The sequence below is a fragment of the Phytohalomonas tamaricis genome, from assembly GCF_003012345.1.
GTDB classification, from domain to species: domain Bacteria; phylum Pseudomonadota; class Gammaproteobacteria; order Pseudomonadales; family Halomonadaceae; genus Phytohalomonas; species Phytohalomonas tamaricis.
Window position 1 is genome coordinate 349,421 of the sequence record NZ_PVRV01000024.1, and the last position, 20,505, is coordinate 369,925.

General features: G+C 53.6%; 19 protein-coding genes. 11 read left to right on the top strand and 8 right to left on the bottom strand.

The genetic code is table 11. The annotated features are described in order from the left end of the window. Positions 1-160 precede the first annotated feature (160 nt). On the bottom strand, positions 161-688 hold the full coding sequence (locus tag C3Z11_RS15420; RefSeq protein WP_106478825.1) for a fasciclin domain-containing protein: 528 nt from the start codon (positions 686-688) through the stop codon (positions 161-163). A gap of 111 nt (positions 689-799) precedes the next feature. Continuing rightward, the gene (locus tag C3Z11_RS15425) at positions 800-1,936 is read right to left on the bottom strand and encodes a GNAT family N-acetyltransferase (RefSeq protein WP_106478826.1); all 1,137 of its coding nucleotides are present in this window, start codon (positions 1,934-1,936) and stop codon (positions 800-802) included. Between the two features lie 122 nt (positions 1,937-2,058). Between C3Z11_RS15425 and C3Z11_RS15430 the strand changes: the two genes are divergently transcribed. Next, positions 2,059-2,301, top strand: coding sequence for a DUF4190 domain-containing protein (locus C3Z11_RS15430; RefSeq protein ID WP_106479084.1), 243 nt, complete (start codon positions 2,059-2,061; stop codon positions 2,299-2,301). A gap of 118 nt (positions 2,302-2,419) precedes the next feature. Next, positions 2,420-3,586 (top strand): nicotinate phosphoribosyltransferase, encoded by a 1,167-nt coding sequence (pncB, locus tag C3Z11_RS15435; RefSeq protein ID WP_106478827.1) that lies wholly within the window; start codon positions 2,420-2,422, stop codon positions 3,584-3,586. A 91-nt stretch (positions 3,587-3,677) separates the two neighbouring features. Here the strand turns inward: pncB and C3Z11_RS15440 are convergent, their stop codons facing one another. From C3Z11_RS15440 to gap, 3 genes are all read right to left on the bottom strand, one after another. Beyond that, positions 3,678-4,496 carry a dienelactone hydrolase family protein gene (locus tag C3Z11_RS15440; RefSeq protein ID WP_106478828.1) on the bottom strand — a complete coding sequence of 273 codons (819 nt, stop codon included), beginning with the start codon at positions 4,494-4,496 and terminating at the stop codon, positions 3,678-3,680. Positions 4,497-4,611: 115 nt separating this feature from the next. Beyond that, positions 4,612-4,914, bottom strand: a complete 303-nt coding sequence (locus tag C3Z11_RS15445; RefSeq protein ID WP_158701062.1) for a hypothetical protein — start codon at positions 4,912-4,914, stop codon at positions 4,612-4,614. Between the two features lie 499 nt (positions 4,915-5,413). Beyond that, on the bottom strand, positions 5,414-6,415 hold the full coding sequence (gap, locus tag C3Z11_RS15450; RefSeq protein ID WP_106478830.1) for a type I glyceraldehyde-3-phosphate dehydrogenase: 1,002 nt from the start codon (positions 6,413-6,415) through the stop codon (positions 5,414-5,416). Between the two features lie 184 nt (positions 6,416-6,599). On the opposite strand from gap, the gene edd reads away from it, so the two are divergent. The 4 genes from edd to C3Z11_RS15470 are packed head-to-tail and all read left to right on the top strand — an operon-like array spanning position 6,600 to position 11,142. Beyond that, positions 6,600-8,429, top strand: a complete 1,830-nt coding sequence (gene edd / locus C3Z11_RS15455) for a phosphogluconate dehydratase (RefSeq protein WP_262927441.1) — start codon at positions 6,600-6,602, stop codon at positions 8,427-8,429. 30 nt (positions 8,430-8,459) lie between these two features. Beyond that, a complete protein-coding gene (gene glk / locus C3Z11_RS15460; RefSeq protein ID WP_106478832.1) occupies positions 8,460-9,419 on the top strand; it encodes a glucokinase in 960 nt (319 codons plus the stop codon). Beyond that, on the top strand, positions 9,416-10,270 hold the full coding sequence (locus C3Z11_RS15465; protein ID WP_106478833.1) for a D-hexose-6-phosphate mutarotase: 855 nt from the start codon (positions 9,416-9,418) through the stop codon (positions 10,268-10,270). The genes glk and C3Z11_RS15465 overlap by 4 nt, the downstream gene beginning before the upstream one ends. A 2-nt stretch (positions 10,271-10,272) precedes the next feature. Continuing rightward, entirely contained in the window at positions 10,273-11,142 is an 870-nt protein-coding gene (locus C3Z11_RS15470; RefSeq protein WP_262927442.1) for an aldo/keto reductase, read from the top strand. Positions 11,143-11,525: 383 nt separating this feature from the next. Here C3Z11_RS15470 and C3Z11_RS15475 read toward each other — a convergent pair whose 3' ends face one another. Genes C3Z11_RS15475 through zwf form a run of 3 tightly spaced genes read right to left on the bottom strand, consistent with a single transcriptional unit; the run spans position 11,526 to position 14,392 of the window. Further along, positions 11,526-12,188 carry a bifunctional 4-hydroxy-2-oxoglutarate aldolase/2-dehydro-3-deoxy-phosphogluconate aldolase gene (locus tag C3Z11_RS15475; RefSeq protein WP_106478834.1) on the bottom strand — a complete coding sequence of 221 codons (663 nt, stop codon included), beginning with the start codon at positions 12,186-12,188 and terminating at the stop codon, positions 11,526-11,528. 46 nt (positions 12,189-12,234) lie between these two features. Continuing rightward, the gene (gene pgl, locus C3Z11_RS15480) at positions 12,235-12,924 is read right to left on the bottom strand and encodes a 6-phosphogluconolactonase (protein WP_106478835.1); all 690 of its coding nucleotides are present in this window, start codon (positions 12,922-12,924) and stop codon (positions 12,235-12,237) included. Then, positions 12,911-14,392 carry a glucose-6-phosphate dehydrogenase gene (gene zwf / locus C3Z11_RS15485; protein WP_106478836.1) on the bottom strand — a complete coding sequence of 494 codons (1,482 nt, stop codon included), beginning with the start codon at positions 14,390-14,392 and terminating at the stop codon, positions 12,911-12,913. Before zwf ends, pgl begins: the two co-directional genes overlap by 14 nt. 213 nt (positions 14,393-14,605) lie before the next feature. Here zwf and C3Z11_RS15490 point away from each other — a divergent pair, with 213 nt between their 5' ends. From C3Z11_RS15490 to C3Z11_RS15510, 5 genes are all read left to right on the top strand, one after another. After that, positions 14,606-15,466, top strand: a complete 861-nt coding sequence (locus C3Z11_RS15490; RefSeq protein WP_106478837.1) for a MurR/RpiR family transcriptional regulator — start codon at positions 14,606-14,608, stop codon at positions 15,464-15,466. Between the two features lie 327 nt (positions 15,467-15,793). Beyond that, a complete protein-coding gene (locus C3Z11_RS15495) occupies positions 15,794-17,212 on the top strand; it encodes a sugar porter family MFS transporter (RefSeq protein WP_106478838.1) in 1,419 nt (472 codons plus the stop codon). Positions 17,213-17,435: 223 nt separating this feature from the next. After that, a complete protein-coding gene (locus C3Z11_RS15500; protein WP_106478839.1) occupies positions 17,436-18,287 on the top strand; it encodes a putative selenate ABC transporter substrate-binding protein in 852 nt (283 codons plus the stop codon). A gap of 33 nt (positions 18,288-18,320) precedes the next feature. After that, positions 18,321-18,980: an ATP-binding cassette domain-containing protein gene (locus C3Z11_RS15505; RefSeq protein WP_106478840.1), complete on the top strand. Its 660-nt coding sequence runs from the start codon at positions 18,321-18,323 to the stop codon at positions 18,978-18,980. Continuing rightward, the gene (locus tag C3Z11_RS15510) at positions 18,958-20,490 is read left to right on the top strand and encodes a PhnE/PtxC family ABC transporter permease (RefSeq protein WP_317450685.1); all 1,533 of its coding nucleotides are present in this window, start codon (positions 18,958-18,960) and stop codon (positions 20,488-20,490) included. Before C3Z11_RS15505 ends, C3Z11_RS15510 begins: the two co-directional genes overlap by 23 nt. Positions 20,491-20,505 lie beyond the last annotated feature (15 nt).

Genomic DNA, 20,505 nt, shown 5'->3' on the forward strand with positions numbered 1-20,505 from the left:
CCTTTCGTGCACCGCTTGCCAACGGGTCGTGCTGAACGGAAGCTTAAGTGAAGGGGGAATAAATAAGGTTCGTCGCGCCAGGCCACAACCGGGCTGACAAAAAAGGCGACCGGATCAGGTCGCCTGCGTAAAGCGCGGAAGTTAGCATTCGAAGCGCGGATTACTCAAAGAAAGGCTCTATCACCTTGTCGATACCATGAATGATGCCATTGTTGGCCTTGATATCAGGCTCAACGATATTGGCATCATTGACCTTGATACCATCGCCTTTCTTGGTAATCGATATCTGCTGGTATAGGGCTTGAAGATGCTGGGTGTCGCTCATCTCATTGGTCGGTACAAGCCCGCCTACGATCTGATAATTCATGAATCGCTTCAGCGATTCATCAGGAAGATTGAACAACCGATCATGATCCTTCTGGGATAACTGTGAAAATGCCTCATCGGTCGGCATGAACACCGTGTAAGGCCCATCGGCATGCAGCTTGTCGGTCATACCCGCCTTTTCAAGCAGATTCAGAAATGTAGTATAGCGTCCCGACTGCTTCGCCACGGTCACGATGTCGGCGGAAGCACTCCCTCCGTCAGGGCCGCCCTGATCCGTCTCACCATACGCTGACCCCATGGCTAGCGTGAGCAACAATCCAAACGTGGCCAGATAGGAAAAAAAGGTTCGTATCGAAATCATGCTCTCTCCTTGAGCGCAGGCATGAGTGAAAAATTACCGAGCGTGTCCCATTGGACTCGACATCAGCCAACTTCTGTTAATGTAGTCTCGCTAGCGGCGAAACGCATAACTTCATGACTGGCGATGAAACGGCAACAGCGTGCGTGCAGCAACAAGATGCTCAGCCATTGCCGGCCGCTCCCGCCCAAGAAAGTCATCAACGGCGTCACGGAATCGGTCATCCGCCAGCCAGTGCAGAGAGCGCGTCAACACCGGTTCGAAGCCACGTGGAATCTTGTGCTCTCCTTGAGTCCCCGGATCAAAGCGCTTGAGACCACGTTCGAGGCAGTAGGCAATCCCTTGGTAATAGCAGGTTTCAAAGTGCAGGCAATCCGCTGCCACCTCACTTCCCCAGTAACGGCCATACAGGGTATCGATACCTTCAAAGCACAGCGCCGCAGCTACAGGCCTGTGACCTTCGCATGCCTGAATGAGCAGGAGCGCGTCCGGCATGCTTACCAGAAGACGTGCGAAAAATTCGAAATTGAGATAACCCTGTTGCCCACGCTCCAGGTAGGTGATCTGATAGCAGCGATAAAAGTGCTCCAGATCTTCCCGGTTGATCTCAGCGCCGCGCAGGCGCCGCATGCTCAGGCCCTGATCGGCGACCTTACGTCGCTCACGTTTAAGCTCCTTGCGCCGCTTTGAGGTAAAATGAGCGAGGAAGCCCTCGAAATCGCCATAATCGCGATCCTGCCAGTGATACTGGACGCCATGGCGCTCAAGCAGCTGCGGCCAGCTCTGTTTCCACGCGTTCGCCTCATCTGCGGTCGGGAAAAGAAGATGCCAGCTCTGCTCAGGCTGGCTGCGACAATACATGCTCACAGCAGCCATTGCTGTTAGTTGGTCGACGCCATCAGTCAGCGCCAGGCGTGGGCCATAAGCAGGCGTGAACGGAATGGCGGTCAGCCCCTTGGGATAATATTCCCCTCCGGCTCGCTCCCATGCATCGGCCCACTGCCAATCAAACACGTACTCGCCATAGGAATGCTCCTTACGATAGCGTGGCATTAACCCGACCAAGGTTCCCTTTTGCCAGAGCGTCAGATGACAGGGCTCCCATCCCGCTGCAGAAGATACACTGCCCGACGCTTCAAGCGCGTCGAGGAACTCATGACGGAGGAAGGGATAGTGCATACCGCTTACGGCATTCCATTTTTCACGCGCAATATTCGCTACCGCATCAAGCGTTTGAATCTCGAATGACATATCACTCTCGTTTAGGCTATGGCGTGAGGTTTCGCGCATTGCAGGCTTGTTTCCAAGAGTATCGATCTATGAATGAAGTCATACCCAAAAGGAATGAGCATCAAGACACCAAGCTCAACCTCATGGCTATCGTATCCTTCGCACTTGCCGTGCTGGGCTGTTTCGTGACACCCGCTGCGCTCGGTGGTGTCATCTGTGGTCATATTGCCCGTAGCCAACTAAAGCGATGCGATGACAAAGGTGCAAGCTGGGCGCTGGCTGGGCTTATACTAAGCTACACACTCATCGTGCTGGCGTTGGCCGGTATTTTGATATTTGGAGGTGCGGTTGCCGTCATGTTCAGTTTTATGGCATTGACGTCCTGAGCACGCACTAATCTCGTTTCAGTAAACAAAGCATAGCCTTTAAGTACGGATGGAGTCCCCTTAACGGCTACGCTATGCTGAACGCTCACGCATGCCAAGCATTCCATTCAGGGTCACTATGCTGCGCTCGATTCTTGATAACGACTTTTACAAGTTCACCATGCAAAACGCAGTGGTGAAGCTTTTCCCCAACGCCTATACCCGCTACGCCTTCATCAACCGTGGCAAGCATCGCTTTCCGCCAGGATTCGCGGTACGTCTGAGAGAAGCCGTCGATGCCATGGCAGGCCTGCAGCTGACTTCGGATGAGCGTTTGTTCCTCGAGGAAATGTGTCCTTATCTTGATCCGACCTACCATGATTTCCTACAGGGCTTTCGTTACAACCCGCTTGAGGTTCAGATCGAGCAAGACGGCGAAGATCTGAGCGTTACCATCGAGGGGCTCTGGTATCGCACGATCTTGTGGGAAGTACCACTGATGACCCTGATCAGCCAGATATGGTATGAGATGGCCGATGAAAAACGTGATGACGATGACACCGTTGTTGCAAGGACACGTCAGAAAATCGAGCACTACGGCCATCTAGGAGTACGCATTGCCGAATTCGGTACGCGGCGGCGACATTCATACGAGGTCCATGATCTCGTGGTCGGTGCGCTCAAGCGTTACGGAGGAAGTACTTTTACCGGTACCAGCAACGTACACATGGCACACCGCCATAACGTCAAGCCGTTGGGTACCCATGCGCACGAATGGTTCATGTTCCACGCCGCGCGGTTTGGCTTCAAGATGGCCAATACGCTTGCGCTCGAACACTGGGTTGAAGTTTACCGCGGTGATCTGGGCATCGCACTTTCGGATACGTTCACTACTCAGATATTTTTCGACAGCTTCGACAAGATGTTTGCCAAGCTATTCGACGGCATTCGGCATGACAGCGGAGATGCGATCGATTTCGCCAGGACAACGATTGAACACTATCAGCGCCTCGGTATCGACCCGCGCAGCAAGACGATCATTTTCTCCGATGCCCTTGATACCGAAAAGGTCGAGAACATCACACGCTTTTGTGAAGGCCGCATCGGTATGTCCTTCGGCATCGGTACCAATTTCACCAACGATGTTGGGCTGAAACCGATGAACATGGTGATCAAGATGACCGAAACCCGTCCTGAAGGCCGTCAATGGCTGCCCGTAGTTAAACTTTCCGATATTCGAGAAAAGAATACCGGCGACCCCGAAATGATTACGCTGGCACGACGCATCCTGTCATTGCCTAGCTGATCGTTGGGCACAAAAAACCGGTGCTGGATAACATCCAGCACCGGTTTTTTTTTACGTCTTTATCACTGCATTAGCGTGTAATGCGCGGCAATTACTTCTCTGCAAAGACTTTATTAAACACATTGAGCATAACCTGCCAGCTAGCCGCATCGGCGGCAGCATTATAGGCAAGCGGCAACTCGAACTGTTCTGCCTTGGCATTGACTAACGGATTAGTGAAAGCATGCTTGGCATGCGGATACTGCACGACCGTCACTTCCGTATTCACGGAGTCATAGGCATCGACCAGAGATTGCAGCGCCTCCTGCTTGACCATCTGATCATCCAAGCCGTTTTGAATCACAACGCGCCCATCGAAATGCTGCGGTGTTTCGACAACCTGAGCAGGGCTTCCATGGAAACTGACTACAGCCTTGAGAGGCATACCGGCTAGTGCCGCATTGAGTGCAACCCCACCGCCGAAACAATAACCGATGGCTGCAAGCCGCGTACCGTCAACGCCTTCCTGCTTGGTGAGCACATCGATCGCTGTTTCAAGATTACGCTGCGCTGCGGGCCAATCGCTCATGACGTCTGAGGAAAAAGTACCAGCATCGTCCGGATGATCGGCTATCTTTCCATTGCCATAAAGGTCAACAGCAAAAGCCACATAACCGAGTGCCGCTAGCTGCTCGGTACGTCGCTTGATGTATTCACTCTGCCCCCACCACTCGTGAAGGACCAAAATACCTGGACGCTTGCCTTCAGCAGAAACATCCTGCGCTAAATATCCCTGATACTGCTGACCATCGACACTATAGGTAATCGTTTCAGTCTGGACATCGGGGCCAACGCGACCCAGCGTTCCTTCGGCTCCGTAGGTATTGACACTGGCCATCAGCATACCGAGTCCAAATACAATACGTCTCATGAGTGCTCTCCATATAAAATGTAAAAGCAGTATAGCGCTTCACTGACACTATGGAGACAAGATGGCCTTGAACGTATGGCTACTCTGGCCATGGGACAACGCAAAGGAAAGAAACTCAGGCGCGGTGACGCCGCGTACCTCTTGCCACGTCATTAACCGGAGTTGTAGCAGTGACAGCCAGATTGCTGGCATCTTGTGCTTTATCGCTACGCGCATGGCATGCCTCGACCAGCGTCTGGAGCTGATCGCGCGTAATAGTGACGCGCTCAGCACGTGCCTGGCCTTCCCATACGACATCAATTACCGGATGCTCGCGGGTTTGATCAATGCCAACTACACGTCCACTCCGATCGCGTCGCGCATCTCTGATCGTCGATCCGAGAAGCTGATGAACGTTATGTACACATGGTCTTGGCACGTAATGTCGCATGATAGCGGGCCTTTATGGTCGTCTGGCTCTATAAGCCGAAGTGTAACACAGCCTCAAAAGCAAACCACCGCCTCTCTGTCAATCTTTTTTGTTTATTTGTAGCACTTATCCAGATACGAGGTTAACACTTTACCTACACACATAATTCTCAGGTAACTCATAAGCCAAAGGTAGGCCATACCGCCATACACAGCACATGATGGTGGTGTAGGCATGAACAAGACGCTTACCCTTGAATATACGCGTTCAAAGCGTAGCCGCTATTAATCGTCAACCAGTCTCAAATATGAATGCAGGTTCCCTTACAGAAACCATGACAAAAAAAAGCGCTTCGGACACATCCGAAACGCTTGGATAACGCCATTCTGGCACTTAATAACTAGCCAACGCTCCTGTCAGCCGTAGAGAAAGAGGCCAGCCATGCCTTGCCGTAGTGATCGAGAATCCGATACCAGGTGGCCAACCTCATAAACCATTACGCTACTAATTACAGAGTTTTTTGCATCGCCAACGCGGTATCGAGCATGCGGTTGGAGAAACCCCACTCGTTGTCATACCACGCCAGTACCTTCACCAGCCGGCCTTCAACACGTGTGTGGTTGGCATCAAACACAGAAGATTTGACGCTGTGATTGAAGTCAGCTGAAACCAACGGCTTGCTGTTAACTGCCATCACCTGGGAGTTAGCCGCTGCATCCATCATCAGCTGGTTGATCTCTTCCTTGGTAGTATCACGTGATGCTGTGAACGTTAGATCAGCAAGCGACACGTTGATAACCGGCACGCGAATGGCCATACCATCAAGTTTGCCTTTCAACTCGGGAATGACCTTGCCTACCGCTGATGCAGCACCCGTCTTGGTCGGGATCATCGAATGCGTGGCACTGCGCGCCCGGAACGGATCCTTGTGATAGACATCGATCAGGTTCTGGTCATTGGTATAGGCATGAACCGTGGTCATCAGACCCTGCTCGATACCAATGTTGTCGTTAAGCACTTTAACGACCGGCGCCAAGCAGTTGGTAGTGCAGGATGCGTTGGAAACAACCTTGTGCTCAGCGGTCAGAATATCTTCATTGACACCAAACACCACCATCGCATCAGCATCGCTGCTTGGGGCGGAAATCAATACGCGCTTGGCACCCGCTTCGAGATGCTTGGCCGCGCCGTCACGGCTGGTGAATATCCCGGTGCATTCCATCACCACATCAACGTTCATTTCACCCCATGGCAATTTGGTCGGATCACGCTCGGCGAACATCCGTACCTTGTCACCATCCACGGTCAGGTTCTCATCATCATGGCTGATGTCGAAGTTGAAGTGACCATGCGTGGTGTCATATTCGAGCAGGTGAGCATTTAATGCTGGGTCACCCAAGTCATTGATCGCTACGACTTCGATCCGATCACGATAATCGTTTTCGTATAGCGCCCGGAAAGTGTTACGGCCGATACGACCAAATCCATTGATAGCAACACGTAAGGCCATCGCTTCCTCCTCGTGCAAAATTTGGCTTTATTCGATAAATGCCAATAGACATAAAGCCGTGGTTTTGAAAGATTACTACGAAAAATAGACAATCTCGATCGATTTTTCGCGTAATCGAGTCCAACTTTTTGCTAAATTTACCAAAATTACAGCCAACATCTACCGTGATGAGATGAGGTACGCCATGAAAATGCACGATACCGTCACGCAAGTGACTGAGCGTATTCGGGAACGCAGCCATGACAGACGCGCCCGTTACGAAGAGCTGATGGAACGTCAACATTCTCGCGGCGTTCATCGCGGCACCTTGGCCTGCGGTAATTTAGCGCATGGCTTTGCTGCCTGCGGGCCTGCAGACAAGGATCGGTTGAAACTGACCAACAGCGCTAACGTCGGCATCGTCTCCTCCTACAACGACATGCTTTCGGCACATCAGCCTTTCAAGGACTTTCCTGAACTCATCAAGGAAACCGCACGCTCGATGGGTTCAACTGCCCAGTTCGCAGGCGGTGTTCCCGCCATGTGCGACGGCGTGACCCAAGGTCAGCCTGGCATGGAGCTGTCACTGTTCTCGCGCGATGTCATCGCCATGAGTACAGCCATCGCGCTCTCGCATAACATGTTCGATGCTGCCTTATATCTTGGTATCTGCGACAAGATCGTGCCAGGTTTGTTCATCGGTGCAGCACGTTTTGGCCATCTGCCGGCATTGTTCGTGCCGGGCGGACCGATGCCTTCAGGCCTCCCCAACAAGGAAAAATCGCGCATTCGCCAATTATTTGCCGAAGGCAAGGTGGGGCGTGATGAGCTGCTTCAGGCCGAATCCGATTCCTATCACAGCCCGGGCACCTGCACCTTCTACGGTACAGCCAACTCGAATCAGCTGATGATCGAAATGATGGGCCTTCACTTGCCGGGCGCTTCTTTCGTCAACCCCAACACGCCCCTGCGTGATGCCCTGACGCGCTATGCCACTGAACAAGCCATTCGCAATACCGAACAGAGCGGCAATTACCGTCCTTTCTATAAACAGATTACCGAAAAAGCGATCGTCAATGCGTTAGTGGGCCTGTTAGCCAGCGGGGGCTCCACTAACCACACGATGCACCTTGTGGCCATGGCCGCTGCGGCCGGCATCACACTGACCTGGGATGACTTTTCCGATCTTTCTTCCGTGGTTCCCAGCCTGACTCGCATCTATCCTAATGGTCAGGCGGATATCAACCACTTCCAGGCAGCTGGCGGTATGGCTTATCTGATCCGCACCCTGCTCGACGCAGGTTTGGTCCATGAAGATATCAATACCGTTTTTGGCCAAGGGCTTGCCGATTACACCAAAGAGCCGTTTCTTGAAGACGGAGAACTGATATGGCGCGACGGTCCTAGCGAAAGCTATGACAAAGATGTTTTGCGCCCAGCGTCAGAACCCTTCTCCGCGACCGGCGGCCTTGCCGTGGTATCAGGCAACCTGGGACGCGGTGTCATCAAGGTGTCGGCAGTCGAGCCTGAAAACCGCCTGGTCGAAGCGCCCGTGCGTATTTTTCATGATCAAAATGAGCTCAAGGGCGCCTTCGACGCCGGTGAGCTTAATCGTGATGTCATTACTGTCATTCGCTTCCAGGGCCCGCGTGCCAACGGTATGCCTGAGTTACATAAGCTGACACCCTATCTTGGAGTATTACAAGACCGTGGTTACAAAGTCGCACTCGTGACCGATGGTCGAATGTCGGGTGCTTCCGGTAAAGTACCGGCAGCCATACATATTACGCCGGAAGCCCTCGATGGCGGCCCACTGGCTAAATTGCGCGATGGTGATATTGTCCGCCTCGACCCCGATAATGGGGAGCTAACAGCACTCGTTGATAACGACGAGTGGGCACGCCGCGAAAATGCCAGCGCCGACCTCGATCATTTCCACCATGAAATGGGCCGAGAATTGTTTGTTGGGCTACGTAACATGGTGGGAGGCGCCGAAGAAGGCGCAAGTGCCTTCGGCACGTTCGGGGACATTTGAGCGGTGATGACCTTTAAGGAGAAAGGATAGATGACGCGACCCGCCCTGGTCGGTGACATTGGTGGTACCAACGCACGCTTTGCATTGGTAACGCCTGGTGAATTCAACCTGCACAATATCGAAGCATTGGCATGTGCCGATTATGCCAATCTTGATGAAGCCGTAGAGGCTTATCTCGAAAAGGTAGGTAGCGAGTCACCGAAGGAAGCGTGCCTGGCGTTCGCCTGTCCGGTGCATGATGATGAAGTGAAGATGACCAACAACCCTTGGCACTTCAGCAAGTCGGCGATGAAGAAGAAGCTTGGTCTGGATAATTTTAAGGCCATCAATGACTTTACTGCCATGGCGCTAGGCCTGCCACACATCAAACCCGATGATCTTGTTCAGATAGGCGAAGGGGGTAGCGAGTCCGGCCGTGCACGGCTGGTGATGGGACCAGGCACCGGCCTTGGACTGGCCGGCCTGGCGCCTAGTCAGCGTTTCTGGATTCCTCTGTCCGCTGAAGGCGGTCATGCCAGTTTTGCACCGACTGATGAGTTCGAGATGGAATTGCTGGCTTGGTTCCGCAAGCGTTACGGCCGTGTCTCGATTGAGCGTATGCTCTGTGGACAGGGACTGCTCGATCTTTGTACGGCCCACGCCGAATTTGCCGGAAAGTCTTCAGTCTGCAACACGCCCTCAGGGGTTAGTGAAGCTGCCCGCAACGGCGATGAAATTGCCACACAGGCCATGATGCGCTTTTGCAAGATCCTAGGCGATGTCACGGGAGATGTGACCCTGACGCTTGGTGCACGCGGCGGTGTCTATCTTTGTGGAGGGATCCTGCCAAAGATTCTAGACTTCCTGCAGGCAAGCGACTTCCGTAAGGCATTTGCCAACAAGGGCCGCATGGAAGCTTACAATGCGAGTATTGCCACCTGGGTTGTCACCGAGAAGTGGACCGGATTGCTGGGTGCTGCCGAAGCGTTGCATAACGAGGAGGTTTCATGAATGACGACGCACTGCGTCAGGCCCTTGCAGAAACGCAAGGGCGGCGCGACGTCGAATGGCATGGCCGGTCACTACTGGTTGTCAATGAAGATTGGGGCGAACTGGTAGTTTCACGGCATGGTGGGCATCTGCTGCATTTTGCGCCCAAAGGGCAGTCAGGCTGGTTATGGACAACCTCAACGCCCAAACCTGCGCCCGGCGCCATCCGTGGTGGTGTTCCAGTCTGCTGGCCATGGTTCGCCGAATCACCCGATGGTCAGGGACCCTTCCATGGCCCCGCTCGTACAGCAGACTGGCAGATTGATGCCGTTGACGATGAAACCGAAGGCGTTGAAGTCCATCTTTCACCTTGCCTGCGTCTTGATGAGCAGTTCACACCTCGACTGGTCATTTATGCCAATACAAAGCGCCTGAAAATTGAGTTGATCACCGAACATTGTGGTAAAACGCCGGCTAAACTGACCCAAGCGCTACATACTTATTTTGCCGTCGCCGATACTCACGCCTGCCGCATTGAAGGGCTGGCCGGGACACGCTACATAGACAAGCTCAAGGACAATAGCGAAAGCGAACAGCTCGGTGAGCTCGGCGTTCGCGGTGCACTTGATCGTATTTATCACTCCAGCCAGCCGTTGATTCTCGATGATGGTCAGCGTCGTTTGCGTATCGCTAAGCAGGGCAGTGATTCAAGCGTTATCTGGCATCCTGGCGCCGAAGCACCCAGCGATGTACTCGATAGCGAAAAGATGCAATTTCTCTGCGTTGAAGCAGCCTGCACGCGGCTTGACCCCGTGTGGCTCGCACCCGGCGCTCAACACGTCCTGGCCATGCAGGTTACTCTGGAGTCCTGAACGTGAGTGCATTTAAAGACGTTCCGTTTGTTATTGGCATGATGGGCCTGCAGCGCCATGATGAGCTACTTGCAACAAAAACATTTGCAGACTGGCTCGAGGCCCGTGTTGATGAGGGGCTTCACTGGTTCGATCATGCTGATGTCTACGCCAAGGGCGATAATGAACGTCGTTTCGGCGAAGCATTGAACTTACGTCCCGCACTCAAATCACGGATCAAAGTCATTACCAAGGCAGGATTGATCCCTGCCCAGCTCGATTCTTCTCGGTATCAGGTCAAGCATTACAATACCCATCCTGATTATCTGAACCATTCGATCGACAATGCTCTACGGCGCCTCAATGTCGATCATATCGATTACTTTCTGCTTCACCGTCCTGACCCGCTTATCGATGATGAAGCAACGGCTCGTGTTTTAGACGATGCCATAGAGGCAGGCAAGATCGGTGCCGCAGGGGTACATGGTTTTCTCCCTGCACAGTGGCGGCGTCTTCAGAATGCCATGCACCACCCTTTAGCCGCACATGAAATGGAATTATCCATCGCTAGAAGTCAGGCGCTATTCGATGGGCTTTGGGACGCAATGTGCCTCGATAGCCTGACCCTGCTGGCGCGCTCTCCCCTGTGTGGTGGCCGCCTGTTTGAAAATCAGTTGGGCCATTTGCTTAACGAGCTAGCACAGGAACACAATGCCAGTCCCGGCGGCATTGGCCTAGCTTGGTTACGCCGCATTCCCGGCCATCCTGTCCCGGTAGTGGGTACCCTGCGTGAGACGCGTCTCCAGGCTCTACGCAACGATGTCGAAGTCAACATTGATCGTTGCGCCTGGTTCGCGCTACTTGAAGCCGCTCGCGCCCATCGCGTGCTTTAAATGAGCCTACTTGCCAGCGTCTAGATACCCCCTCTCCATGCATTCAAGATGCTTGGCCGCGTACCTTGTTCACGCCCCAACTCGGTGCGCCAATTCCCCGCCGGGGATTAGCGCATCTTCCTGACGACACTCGACCTTACGTAACCTCTTCCTCAAGCTAAGGTAGCGATAGCCCGCGCACGTCTTGAACCTGAGCGATGAAGGGTGTTTAAAATCACTGAGGTCGTGCTACTGTTAAAGACGCCAAAAAAAGCCCGCCAGAAGGCGGGCGAAACAACAGCCTAGGCTGTCGAGAGAGAGGGTTGTCGAGCAAAACCATAGAGGCCAAGCCTCAAATAGCCGGAATAACACCGGCCACGACAATCTTTTTTAAGCGTCTATCATTAGCGCTTTAAGAACTGGGCGGTTTCCTGAGCCAGCTTTTTGATGCCGTCCCAGTCTTCATTTTCGATCATTTCCTTGGGCGTCACCCAAGAACCGCCAATACACATCACATTCCTCAACTTCAAATAATTACCCGCATTATCCAGCGTAATCCCACCCGTTGGGCAGAACTGAACATCGCGCAACGGCCCAGCAAAGGCTTTTAGTGCCGAGACGCCACCGCTGGATTCGGCCGGGAAGAATTTGAAGCGGCGATAGCCGTACTGCCAACCCTTGAGCAATTCAGTGACTGTCGCGATGCCTGGCAACAGCGGTACCGGGCTTTGCACGCCATATTCAAACAATTCGTCAGTGGTGCCTGGAGTGACGACAAAATCTACTCCGGCATCTTCTGCCTGCCTGTACTGAGCAGTGGTCAGTACTGTGCCGGCCCCGATGCTGGCCTCCGGAAGCGCGTCGCGCAGACGGTGCAATGCCTCAAGAGCACAGTCGGTACGTAGCGTCACTTCCAATACCGGTAAGCCACCTTCATACAGTGCACGGCAAAGAGGTACGGCATCTTCGATGCGATTGATCGTCAGTACCGGAATGACCTCAGTGCGCTGACAAATACTATCTATTTCGTTGGTACGGCTAGCAGGAAGTTGTTTATCGAGCGTCATGGCAGGTTCCTCAAAGCGCTGCAATTATCAGGACAAGTCATCATGATCAAGGTGCCCAATACAGCGCCAGTGCATCGTTTAAGAAAGCACGAATCGGCAATTCCGACACTTCATCACTGCCTAGCGCACGGGCAAAAACAGCGCGCTTGTCGGTTCCGGTAAAGTGCAGAAAATGCCGTTTGGCCATTGCCAGGCGATGCCGGCTTAACGTGATTCGCGGCTGAGGTACACTCGGCGCATGTGCAGCAAGCACGAGGGCATCGGTTGAGAGCCCTTCAGCAAGCTGATCACTGTCGGGAAAGAGCGATGCGGTATGGCCGTCGCCGCCCATACCCAGAATCAACGCACTTGCAGGCCAGGACAACGATTCCAAGCGAGCAGCGACCTCATCGACGCCCTCTTCAGGCGTTGATGCTTGTGTAGTCAACGAATGAAAGCTCGCCTTGGCAGCATTGCCTTGTAACAGATGCTCGCTGATTAGGCGGGCATTGCTATCCTTGTCCTCAAATGCCACCCAGCGCTCATCGGCCAAAGTGATATCGACCCGTGCCCAATCCAGTGGTGTCTGAGAAAGCGCCTTGAAAAACGGCACCGGCGTTGAACCACCGGAGACGATCAACAATGCCCGCTCCTGAACCTTGAGATCGGCATCAAGCGCGGCAGCCACTGCTTCGGCCAACCGCTCAGCCAGGTCGATCCGTGCGGCTTCGGATTCTTTCTGATTAATAGTCTTCATACCAGGACCGTCCATCTTGTGTGATCATGGCAATCGAGGAGACAGGCCCCCAGGAACCCGCCGGATAGCGCTTAGGTGGAATGCCACGTGACTCCCAGCCATCGATCAGTTTATCGACCCAGCGCCAGGAAGACTCAATCTCGTCACGACGCACAAATAGATACTGCTGTCCTTTCATCACCTCAAGAATAAGGCGCTCGTAGGCATCGGGGATGCGCGCCTGCGGGAACGCCTGATGGAAGTCGAGGTTCAACGGGCCGGTACGCAAACGCATCCCCGCATCAAGGCCACTGTCTTTGGTCAGCACCTGCAGATCGATACCTTCATCGGGCTGCAGCTTGATGATCAATTTATTGGTCGCCAGCAAGCGCTGATCGGGATCGAAAATGTAGTGGGGCTGCTGTCGGAAATGGATAACAATCTGCGATAGTTTCTCCGGCATACGCTTACCGGTACGCAAATAGAACGGCACCCCTGCCCAGCGCCAGTTGGCCACTTCCGTCTTGAAGGCGACGAATGTCTCGGTCTTGCTTTCGGTATTGGCGCCTTCTTCTTCAAGATAGCCTGGCACCTGCTTGCCACCGACCGAACCTGCGATGTACTGGCCACGCACAACATCAGTGGAAAGCCGCTCGCCTTCGATAGGACGCAATGCCTTTAACACCTTGACCTTCTCGTCGCGGATACTGTCAGAATCAAGGCTTGATGGCGGCTCCATAGCAATCATGCACAATAGCTGCATCAGATGGTTCTGGACCATGTCACGCAGTTGACCGGCCTGATCGAAATAGCCCCAGCGCCCTTCAATCCCCACCGTTTCGGCGACGGTGATCTCGACGTGGGAGATCTTGCCCTGATTCCACTGATTGCCAAAAAGAGGATTGGCAAAACGCAGCGCCAGCAGGTTCTGGACCGTTTCCTTGCCTAGATAATGATCGATACGGTAGATACGGCTTTCGTCAAAAACAGCTCCGATCGCATCGTTGATTTCGATAGAGCTCTTGAGGTCGTAACCGATCGGCTTTTCAACCACAACTCTCGATTGTTCATCGAGACAGCCTGCCGCCTGCAAATTATGGCAAATATCGCCATATATCCGTGCCGGCACCGAGAGGTAGATCGTCAAAGGGATATTACTTGCACGCCCCTTCCGCCACTCGCCGATCATGTTGTAACCTTCGAGCGTACTGAAATCGACCTCGGCGTAATGTAGCCGGTCGAGAAAACGCATCACGCTTTCTTCAGTACGCTCGTTTGCAGGCACGCGTGTTTCGAGCGCATCGCGTACGCGTGCGCGAAAAGCATCAATCTCGTACTCTTGACGAGCGAGCCCCAGAATACGGGTTTCACTGGCCAGCAGGCCTTCACGATCGAGCTGATACAACGCTGTATAGAGTTTCCGGAGAGCGAGATCACCAAGCGCTCCAAAAAGAGCCAGATCGACAGCGGGCGTCTGTTCGTCAATCATGCGGCGCTCCCTTCCGGTCTGGTTAATTTACTGACAACGGTAGCCATGAAGATGTTGTCCTCGCAACCTATTTTCGTAAATTTACCAACTAATTGACTATATCTGATAGTAAAAGTTGGCGCTCACTTGTCTGCACGTTAGGATTCCGACATGTTGTAGTTAATTCACCACATGTTAGTGGTTATCATTTTCTCACCCCATTACAGGATCAGCATGGTGGCACACGACCTGCTAGCCAAGATTCGTCAACGTCTTGACTCCCTTAACCGTTCTGAACGCAAGGTCGCTGACGTCATTTTAAACGATCCCGCCTCAGCGACGGGAATGAGTATTGCCACGCTCGCTCAGGCAGCATCGGTCAGCGAGCCTACCGTCAATCGCTTTTGTCGCAATTTCGAAGCCAAAGGCTACCCAGATTTCAAGATAAAACTCGCCCAAAGTCTGGCAGGCGGAACGCTTTACGTCAGCCGTAGCGTTGAAAGCGAAGATAACGCGGCCGCCTATTCCGACAAGATTTTCGGCGCGACAATCGCAGCGCTTGACGAAGCCCGGCGTGCCATCGATGCCAAACGCATCGAGCGTGCCGTGGACTATCTTTCTCAAGCCAAGCAGATCAGTTTTTTTGGCCTCGGCGCTTCGGCGCCTGTCGCTAGCGATGCACAGCATAAATTCTTTCGCTTCAATCTACCGGTTATGGCTTATGACGATGTGCTGATGATGCGTATGGTCGCAGCCGCTGCACATACGGGTGACGTCATTGTCTTCATTTCCTATACAGGACGTACCAAAGACATGGTCGAAATTGCCCGTATCGCCCGTGAAAACGGTGCAATTGTGCTGGGCATCACCTCCACTGACTCTCCGCTTTCTGACGAATGCAGTGAATGTCTCGGCATCGATTCGCCTGAAGATACCGAGATCTATATGCCAATGACCTCGCGGATGATTCATCTGGCCCTCATTGATGTTCTTGCAACGGGTGTCACGCTGCGGCGCGGCCTGGATTTCTTGCCCCATCTCAAGAAAATTAAGGATAGTTTGAAACCGACTAAGTTTCCCCCCCGCACTTCCTGAGCGTGCCAGTCATTTTATCGTGGCTCCCGGCGCTATCTTTGTAACGATAGCGCCCCTACTTCAAGATCACCATTCAAACCACAACGAGCGTAAACGGCATTAAGATTAAACTGTGTTAATGCTTATTTCCGAGTTAATTTTAGTTCGCCGCACAACCCGCCCAACACCATAGACTTTAGTCGTAAATCCTTCGTCTATAATTGCGTTTCATCACTGAGACGATACCTTTACCCTGCTAATTTTAAGCATGTATGACAATCAATGACGTGTCTGCAAGGAGTCAGCTGACACGATTCACTACGCGTTTCGATACAAGGAGATTTTTTCATGGCAGATAGCGCGTCCTCATCATTGATGAAGGAACAAACCGACAAAATTGTTCCCATGGTCTGGTTCAGTTGCGCACTGGCAGCGCTTGCTGGCCTGTTATTTGGCATGGACGTTGGGGTCATTTCCGGCGCTCAGGCAGGTATCGAGGCGACCTTCCAGATCAGTGAGCAAATGATGGGATGGATCGTCGGATCGATGATGCTGGGGGCTGCGATAGGTGCATTCGGCGCCGGTCAGATTTCACGTTTGTTAGGGCGCAAGAAATCTCTGTTGCTCAGTGCTGTGTTGTTCGTCGCAGGTAGCCTATTGGCCGCCTGGTCATGGAGTCCCGCTGTACTGATCGCGGCCCGTATCCTGCTCGGACTGGCAGTGGGCATTGCCTCTTTCACTGCACCGCTTTATCTTTCCGAGATCGCGCCTGAGCGCATTCGCGGCACTACCATTTCCATGTACCAGCTAATGGTCACGGTAGGAATTCTTGCCGCCTTTCTCTCCAATACAGCATTGAGTTATCTCGAAGGCGAAAGCTGGCGCTGGATGTTGGGCGTGATCGCGATACCCGCGGTGCTGCTGTTCGTCGGCGTTCTGATGATGCCAAACAGCCCGCGCTGGCTGGCCTCACAGGAACGTTACAACGAAGCCCGGCAAGTACTTAACAAGCTGCGGTCTGGAGAGCATGAAGTCGAAAATGAAATGGACGAAATTCAGGAAAGCATGAAGCTGGAACAACACACCAGCGGCTGGGCCATGTTCCGCAGCAATCCCAATTTCCGCCGATCAGTCACCCTCGGTGTCGCGCTTCAGCTAGTCCAGCAGTTCACCGGCATCAACGTGATCATGTACTACGCGCCGAAGATTTTTCAGTTGACTGGTTTTGAGGATACCGCCGCACAGCTATGGAGTACTGTCATCGTGGGATTGGTCAACGTTTTTGCCACCTTCATTGCCATTGGCTTCGTTGACCGCTGGGGCCGCAAGCCCATTCTTTATACCGGATTCGCCATCATGACCGTCAGCATGGCGGTGCTCGGCACGCTGCTGAATATTGGTACGACCACAGCGGCGTTGCAGTACACGGCAATGACAGCGCTACTGGTCTTCGTGGCCGGTTTTGCGATGTCGGCTGGCCCGCTGGTATGGACGCTGTGTGCCGAAATTCAACCGCTCAAGGGACGCGATTTCGGCATTACCTGCTCAACGGTAGCCAATTGGGTCGCCAACATGATCGTCGGTACCTATTTTTTGGTTATCATCAACAATGCCGGCGGTCCGATTACCTTCTGGTTACTAGCGGCCATCAATTTCCTGTTCGTTTTCTTTATCGCCGTCTTCGTTCCGGAAACCAAGGGAATTTCTCTTGAAAAGATCGAGAAGAACCTGATGAGTGGCAAATCGCTACGTAACATAGGCACCTAAGGTTCTGCCACGTCACATGAAAACCCGCCATGTACATGCATGGCGGTTTTTTTATGTTCTCTTTTGACATAACCAACCAAACTGAGCCTATTAATGCCATTTGCGTTATCAACCTCGCCGCATTTGCCTGCAGGACCCTGCATGCTACGGTAATAAACCGTGGTAACATTCTGCTTGTTAAACTTCGCCCCCCTTCCAAAACGCAGCCTGAGGAGTCTCCCCGATGCGTTGGCTATTTGCTCTTGCACTCACCGTGGCCAGTAGTACCGCACTTGCTGATACCTTCCGCTTCACCGCCATTCCCGACGAAGATGAGGCACGCCTGGTCGAGCGTTTCGACAAGGTAGCCGATTATCTTTCCGAGCAGACCGGGCTTGATGTTGAATATATCCCTGTCAAGTCTTACGCGGCGGCGGTCAGTGCCTTTCGCAACAATCAGGTGCAACTGGCCTGGTTCGGCGGGCTGACCGGTGTTCAAGCGCGCCAGCTGGTGCCAGGTTCCGAAGCAATAGCCCAGGGCAAGGAAGATGCTGCCTTCAAAACCTATTTCATCGCCAATACTGCAACGGGCATCGAGCCGAATGAAGACGCGCTGCCGGAGGCCATCAAGGACAAGTCGTTTACCTTTGGCGCCAAGACGTCTACTTCAGGCCGCCTGATGCCGGAGTACTACCTGCGCGAGCGCTTTGACGAAGCGCCGGAAAGTATATTTTCTCGCGTCGGCTTTTCCGATGACCATACGCGCACCATGGCACTGGTTCAGGCCGGCACCTACGATATTGGTGCGCTCAATTACACGGTCTGGGAGGCTGCCGTGAAGGATGGACGCGTCGATACGGACAAGGTCCAAGTGATCTGGTCAACGCCAACCTATCCAGATTATCAGTGGACGATTCGCGGCGACGTCGATCAACGCTACGGTGAAGACACCAAGGCAAAGGTACAAAAAGCCCTGCTTGGCATGACAGATCCAGACCTGCTGGAAAGCTTCCCGCGTGATGGCTTCATCAAGGCCAGCAATGACGACTACAGCCCTATTGAAAAAGTAGGCAAGGAGCTTGGGCTGCTGCGCTGAGTTCTGCCCATCTCTATATACGCCGATGTCGCGATGTCACTAATCGAGTTACACCATGTTGATCTGGGTCATGGCAGCCATATAGTGCTGCCTGATCTCTCGCTGACTATTCGCCGGGGCGAACGAGTTGCGCTGCTCGGCCGAAGTGGCGTCGGTAAATCGACGCTGCTCGAAATGTTGCGTCAGCAGCTTGCCAATCAGGTCGCCTGGTGCCCACAGGCCGACAGCCTGGTACCGACACTGTCGGCGTATCACAATATTTATATGGGGCGGCTTGAGCAATTTTCCCGCTGGCGCAATGTCATCAACCTGCTGCGCCCGTTCAAACAACCCTGGCAGGATATCAATGCGCTGGGCGCTGAACTTGGCCTTGAGGAAGTGATGCGCCGTCAGGTCGATCAGCTTTCTGGCGGACAACGCCAACGCGTTGCCATCGCACGCGCGCTGTATCAGAACAAACCCACTTTTGTGGGTGATGAACCCGTCGCCAGCGTTGACCCGCATCAAGGCGCACGTCTTATTGAACTGATTCATACCCGCCATGAGACGACCATCGTTGCGCTTCATCAACGTGAGCTGGCACTCGCCCACTTCGAACGCATTATCGGTCTCGACGCGGGGCGCATCGTGATCGACGCCCCCAGCCATACGCTTGATCCGGACACGCTCGATGCGCTTTATCAGACGGTATAACAGCGCTACTCCCCGGCTTATCGACAGTATTGTGGGTACAAATATCGGTGCTCGTCTGATGCGGGTCTCGCTCGGTCTGATTGTGCTCACGCTCATTGCCCTGCCGTTTGCTGATCTTGCCATCACTACGCGTGACCCATGGTCCGAACTCGGACGTATGTTCGTCGGTTTCATTACACCGAATATCCTGGCAACCGAATCGCCGCTGCATGCGGTATTGCTCACTGTGGCGTTTGCTTTCTGGGGAGTAGCACTCGGTATCTTGCTCGGCTTCCCACTTGCCCTACTGTTCATGCGTTCACGGCTAGTACGTGTCGGCTGCGCCTTTGTGCGCGCGATCCATGAGCTGTTCTGGGCATTGCTGTTTCTACAGGTGTTCGGTCTTTCGGCGATAACCGCGCTGGCAGCAATCGCCCTTCCTTATGCCGGTATTTTTGCCAAGGTGTATGCCGAGATTCTATTGCAGATAGATACCGCCCCTCAGCAGACATTGCCACAAGGCGTTGATCGGCTATCGCGTTTTCTTTATACCGAGCTGCCGCTCGCCTGGGCCAGACTGGCCAGCTATACCCGCTATCGCTTTGAATGCGCGCTGCGTGCCAGCGTTTTACTCGGCTTCGTGGGTTTGCCGACGCTCGGCTTTCATCTCGAAAGTGCGTTTCGACAGGGGCGCTATCATGAAGCGGGCGCGCTGTTATGGGCCTTTTATCTACTGATCGCGCTACTACCCTTCTGGGCGCATCGCCGTCTGGTGCCGCTCTGGCTGTTAGGAACGCTATTCTTGCTGGGACCATGGCCCACTGTTGATGGCGAACTATTGTGGCGTTTCTTGAGCGTCGATATCTGGCCACAGCCGTTGTTGGCAGGCGATTTCAAAGGACTGGCGCTCTGGTTCACGCAACTGCCGGACCTGCTACCCGCCATCGGCAATACGCTATTGCTCGGCCTCATGAGCACGGCGGGTTCATTAGTGGTTTGCCTATTACTGTGGCCGCTGGCAAGCCGACATTTTGGTCAGCGCGCTACCCGGTGGTTGGGCACAGGTGCGCTCATCGGCCTGCGTTCTACGCCGGAACTGCTGCTGGCTTTCATTTTTCTTTTGCTGGTCGGACCGTCGCTTCTGCCCGCATGGCTCGCGCTGTCTTTGCATAATGGCGCCTTGATTGCCTTTCTTGCCGCCCGCCATGCCGATCAGTTGAAATTTGGCATGCCAGGACTCAAGGGGGTCAATCTTTACGCTTACGAACTGATGCCGCGTATCTATCCGGGCATACTGGCGCTACTGTTCTACCGCGCTGAAGTCATCATTCGGGAAACGGCTCTTCTCGGTATGCTTGGCGTGGCAACCCTCGGCTTTCACATCGACTCCAGCTTCGCCTACCTGATGTTTGATCAGGCCGTGGCCTTACTGCTGATCACGGCACTGCTCAATATCGGTGTCGATGCGCTTTCGCGCCGTTTGCGTCCAGATGCGCTCGCGCCAACCATCGAACGCACCTGTGAAGGCTGAGACTGATGCCAGGCT

What these genes read in the sequence shown, in the direction of transcription:
- C3Z11_RS15420 (WP_106478825.1), bottom strand. Translation starts at nt 688, where the DNA reads ATGATTTCGATACGAACCTTTTTTTCCTATCTGGCCACGTTTGGATTG.
- C3Z11_RS15425 (WP_106478826.1), bottom strand. Translation starts at nt 1,936, where the DNA reads ATGTCATTCGAGATTCAAACGCTTGATGCGGTAGCGAATATTGCGCGT.
- C3Z11_RS15430 (WP_106479084.1), top strand. Translation starts at nt 2,059, where the DNA reads ATGGCTATCGTATCCTTCGCACTTGCCGTGCTGGGCTGTTTCGTGACA.
- pncB (WP_106478827.1), top strand. Translation starts at nt 2,420, where the DNA reads ATGCTGCGCTCGATTCTTGATAACGACTTTTACAAGTTCACCATGCAA.
- C3Z11_RS15440 (WP_106478828.1), bottom strand. Translation starts at nt 4,496, where the DNA reads ATGAGACGTATTGTATTTGGACTCGGTATGCTGATGGCCAGTGTCAAT.
- gap (WP_106478830.1), bottom strand. Translation starts at nt 6,415, where the DNA reads ATGGCCTTACGTGTTGCTATCAATGGATTTGGTCGTATCGGCCGTAAC.
- edd (WP_262927441.1), top strand. Translation starts at nt 6,600, where the DNA reads ATGAAAATGCACGATACCGTCACGCAAGTGACTGAGCGTATTCGGGAA.
- glk (WP_106478832.1), top strand. Translation starts at nt 8,460, where the DNA reads ATGACGCGACCCGCCCTGGTCGGTGACATTGGTGGTACCAACGCACGC.
- C3Z11_RS15465 (WP_106478833.1), top strand. Translation starts at nt 9,416, where the DNA reads ATGAATGACGACGCACTGCGTCAGGCCCTTGCAGAAACGCAAGGGCGG.
- C3Z11_RS15475 (WP_106478834.1), bottom strand. Translation starts at nt 12,188, where the DNA reads ATGACGCTCGATAAACAACTTCCTGCTAGCCGTACCAACGAAATAGAT.
- pgl (WP_106478835.1), bottom strand. Translation starts at nt 12,924, where the DNA reads ATGAAGACTATTAATCAGAAAGAATCCGAAGCCGCACGGATCGACCTG.
- zwf (WP_106478836.1), bottom strand. Translation starts at nt 14,392, where the DNA reads ATGATTGACGAACAGACGCCCGCTGTCGATCTGGCTCTTTTTGGAGCG.
- C3Z11_RS15490 (WP_106478837.1), top strand. Translation starts at nt 14,606, where the DNA reads ATGGTGGCACACGACCTGCTAGCCAAGATTCGTCAACGTCTTGACTCC.
- C3Z11_RS15495 (WP_106478838.1), top strand. Translation starts at nt 15,794, where the DNA reads ATGGCAGATAGCGCGTCCTCATCATTGATGAAGGAACAAACCGACAAA.
- C3Z11_RS15500 (WP_106478839.1), top strand. Translation starts at nt 17,436, where the DNA reads ATGCGTTGGCTATTTGCTCTTGCACTCACCGTGGCCAGTAGTACCGCA.
- C3Z11_RS15505 (WP_106478840.1), top strand. Translation starts at nt 18,321, where the DNA reads ATGTCACTAATCGAGTTACACCATGTTGATCTGGGTCATGGCAGCCAT.
- C3Z11_RS15510 (WP_317450685.1), top strand. Translation starts at nt 18,958, where the DNA reads ATGCGCTTTATCAGACGGTATAACAGCGCTACTCCCCGGCTTATCGAC.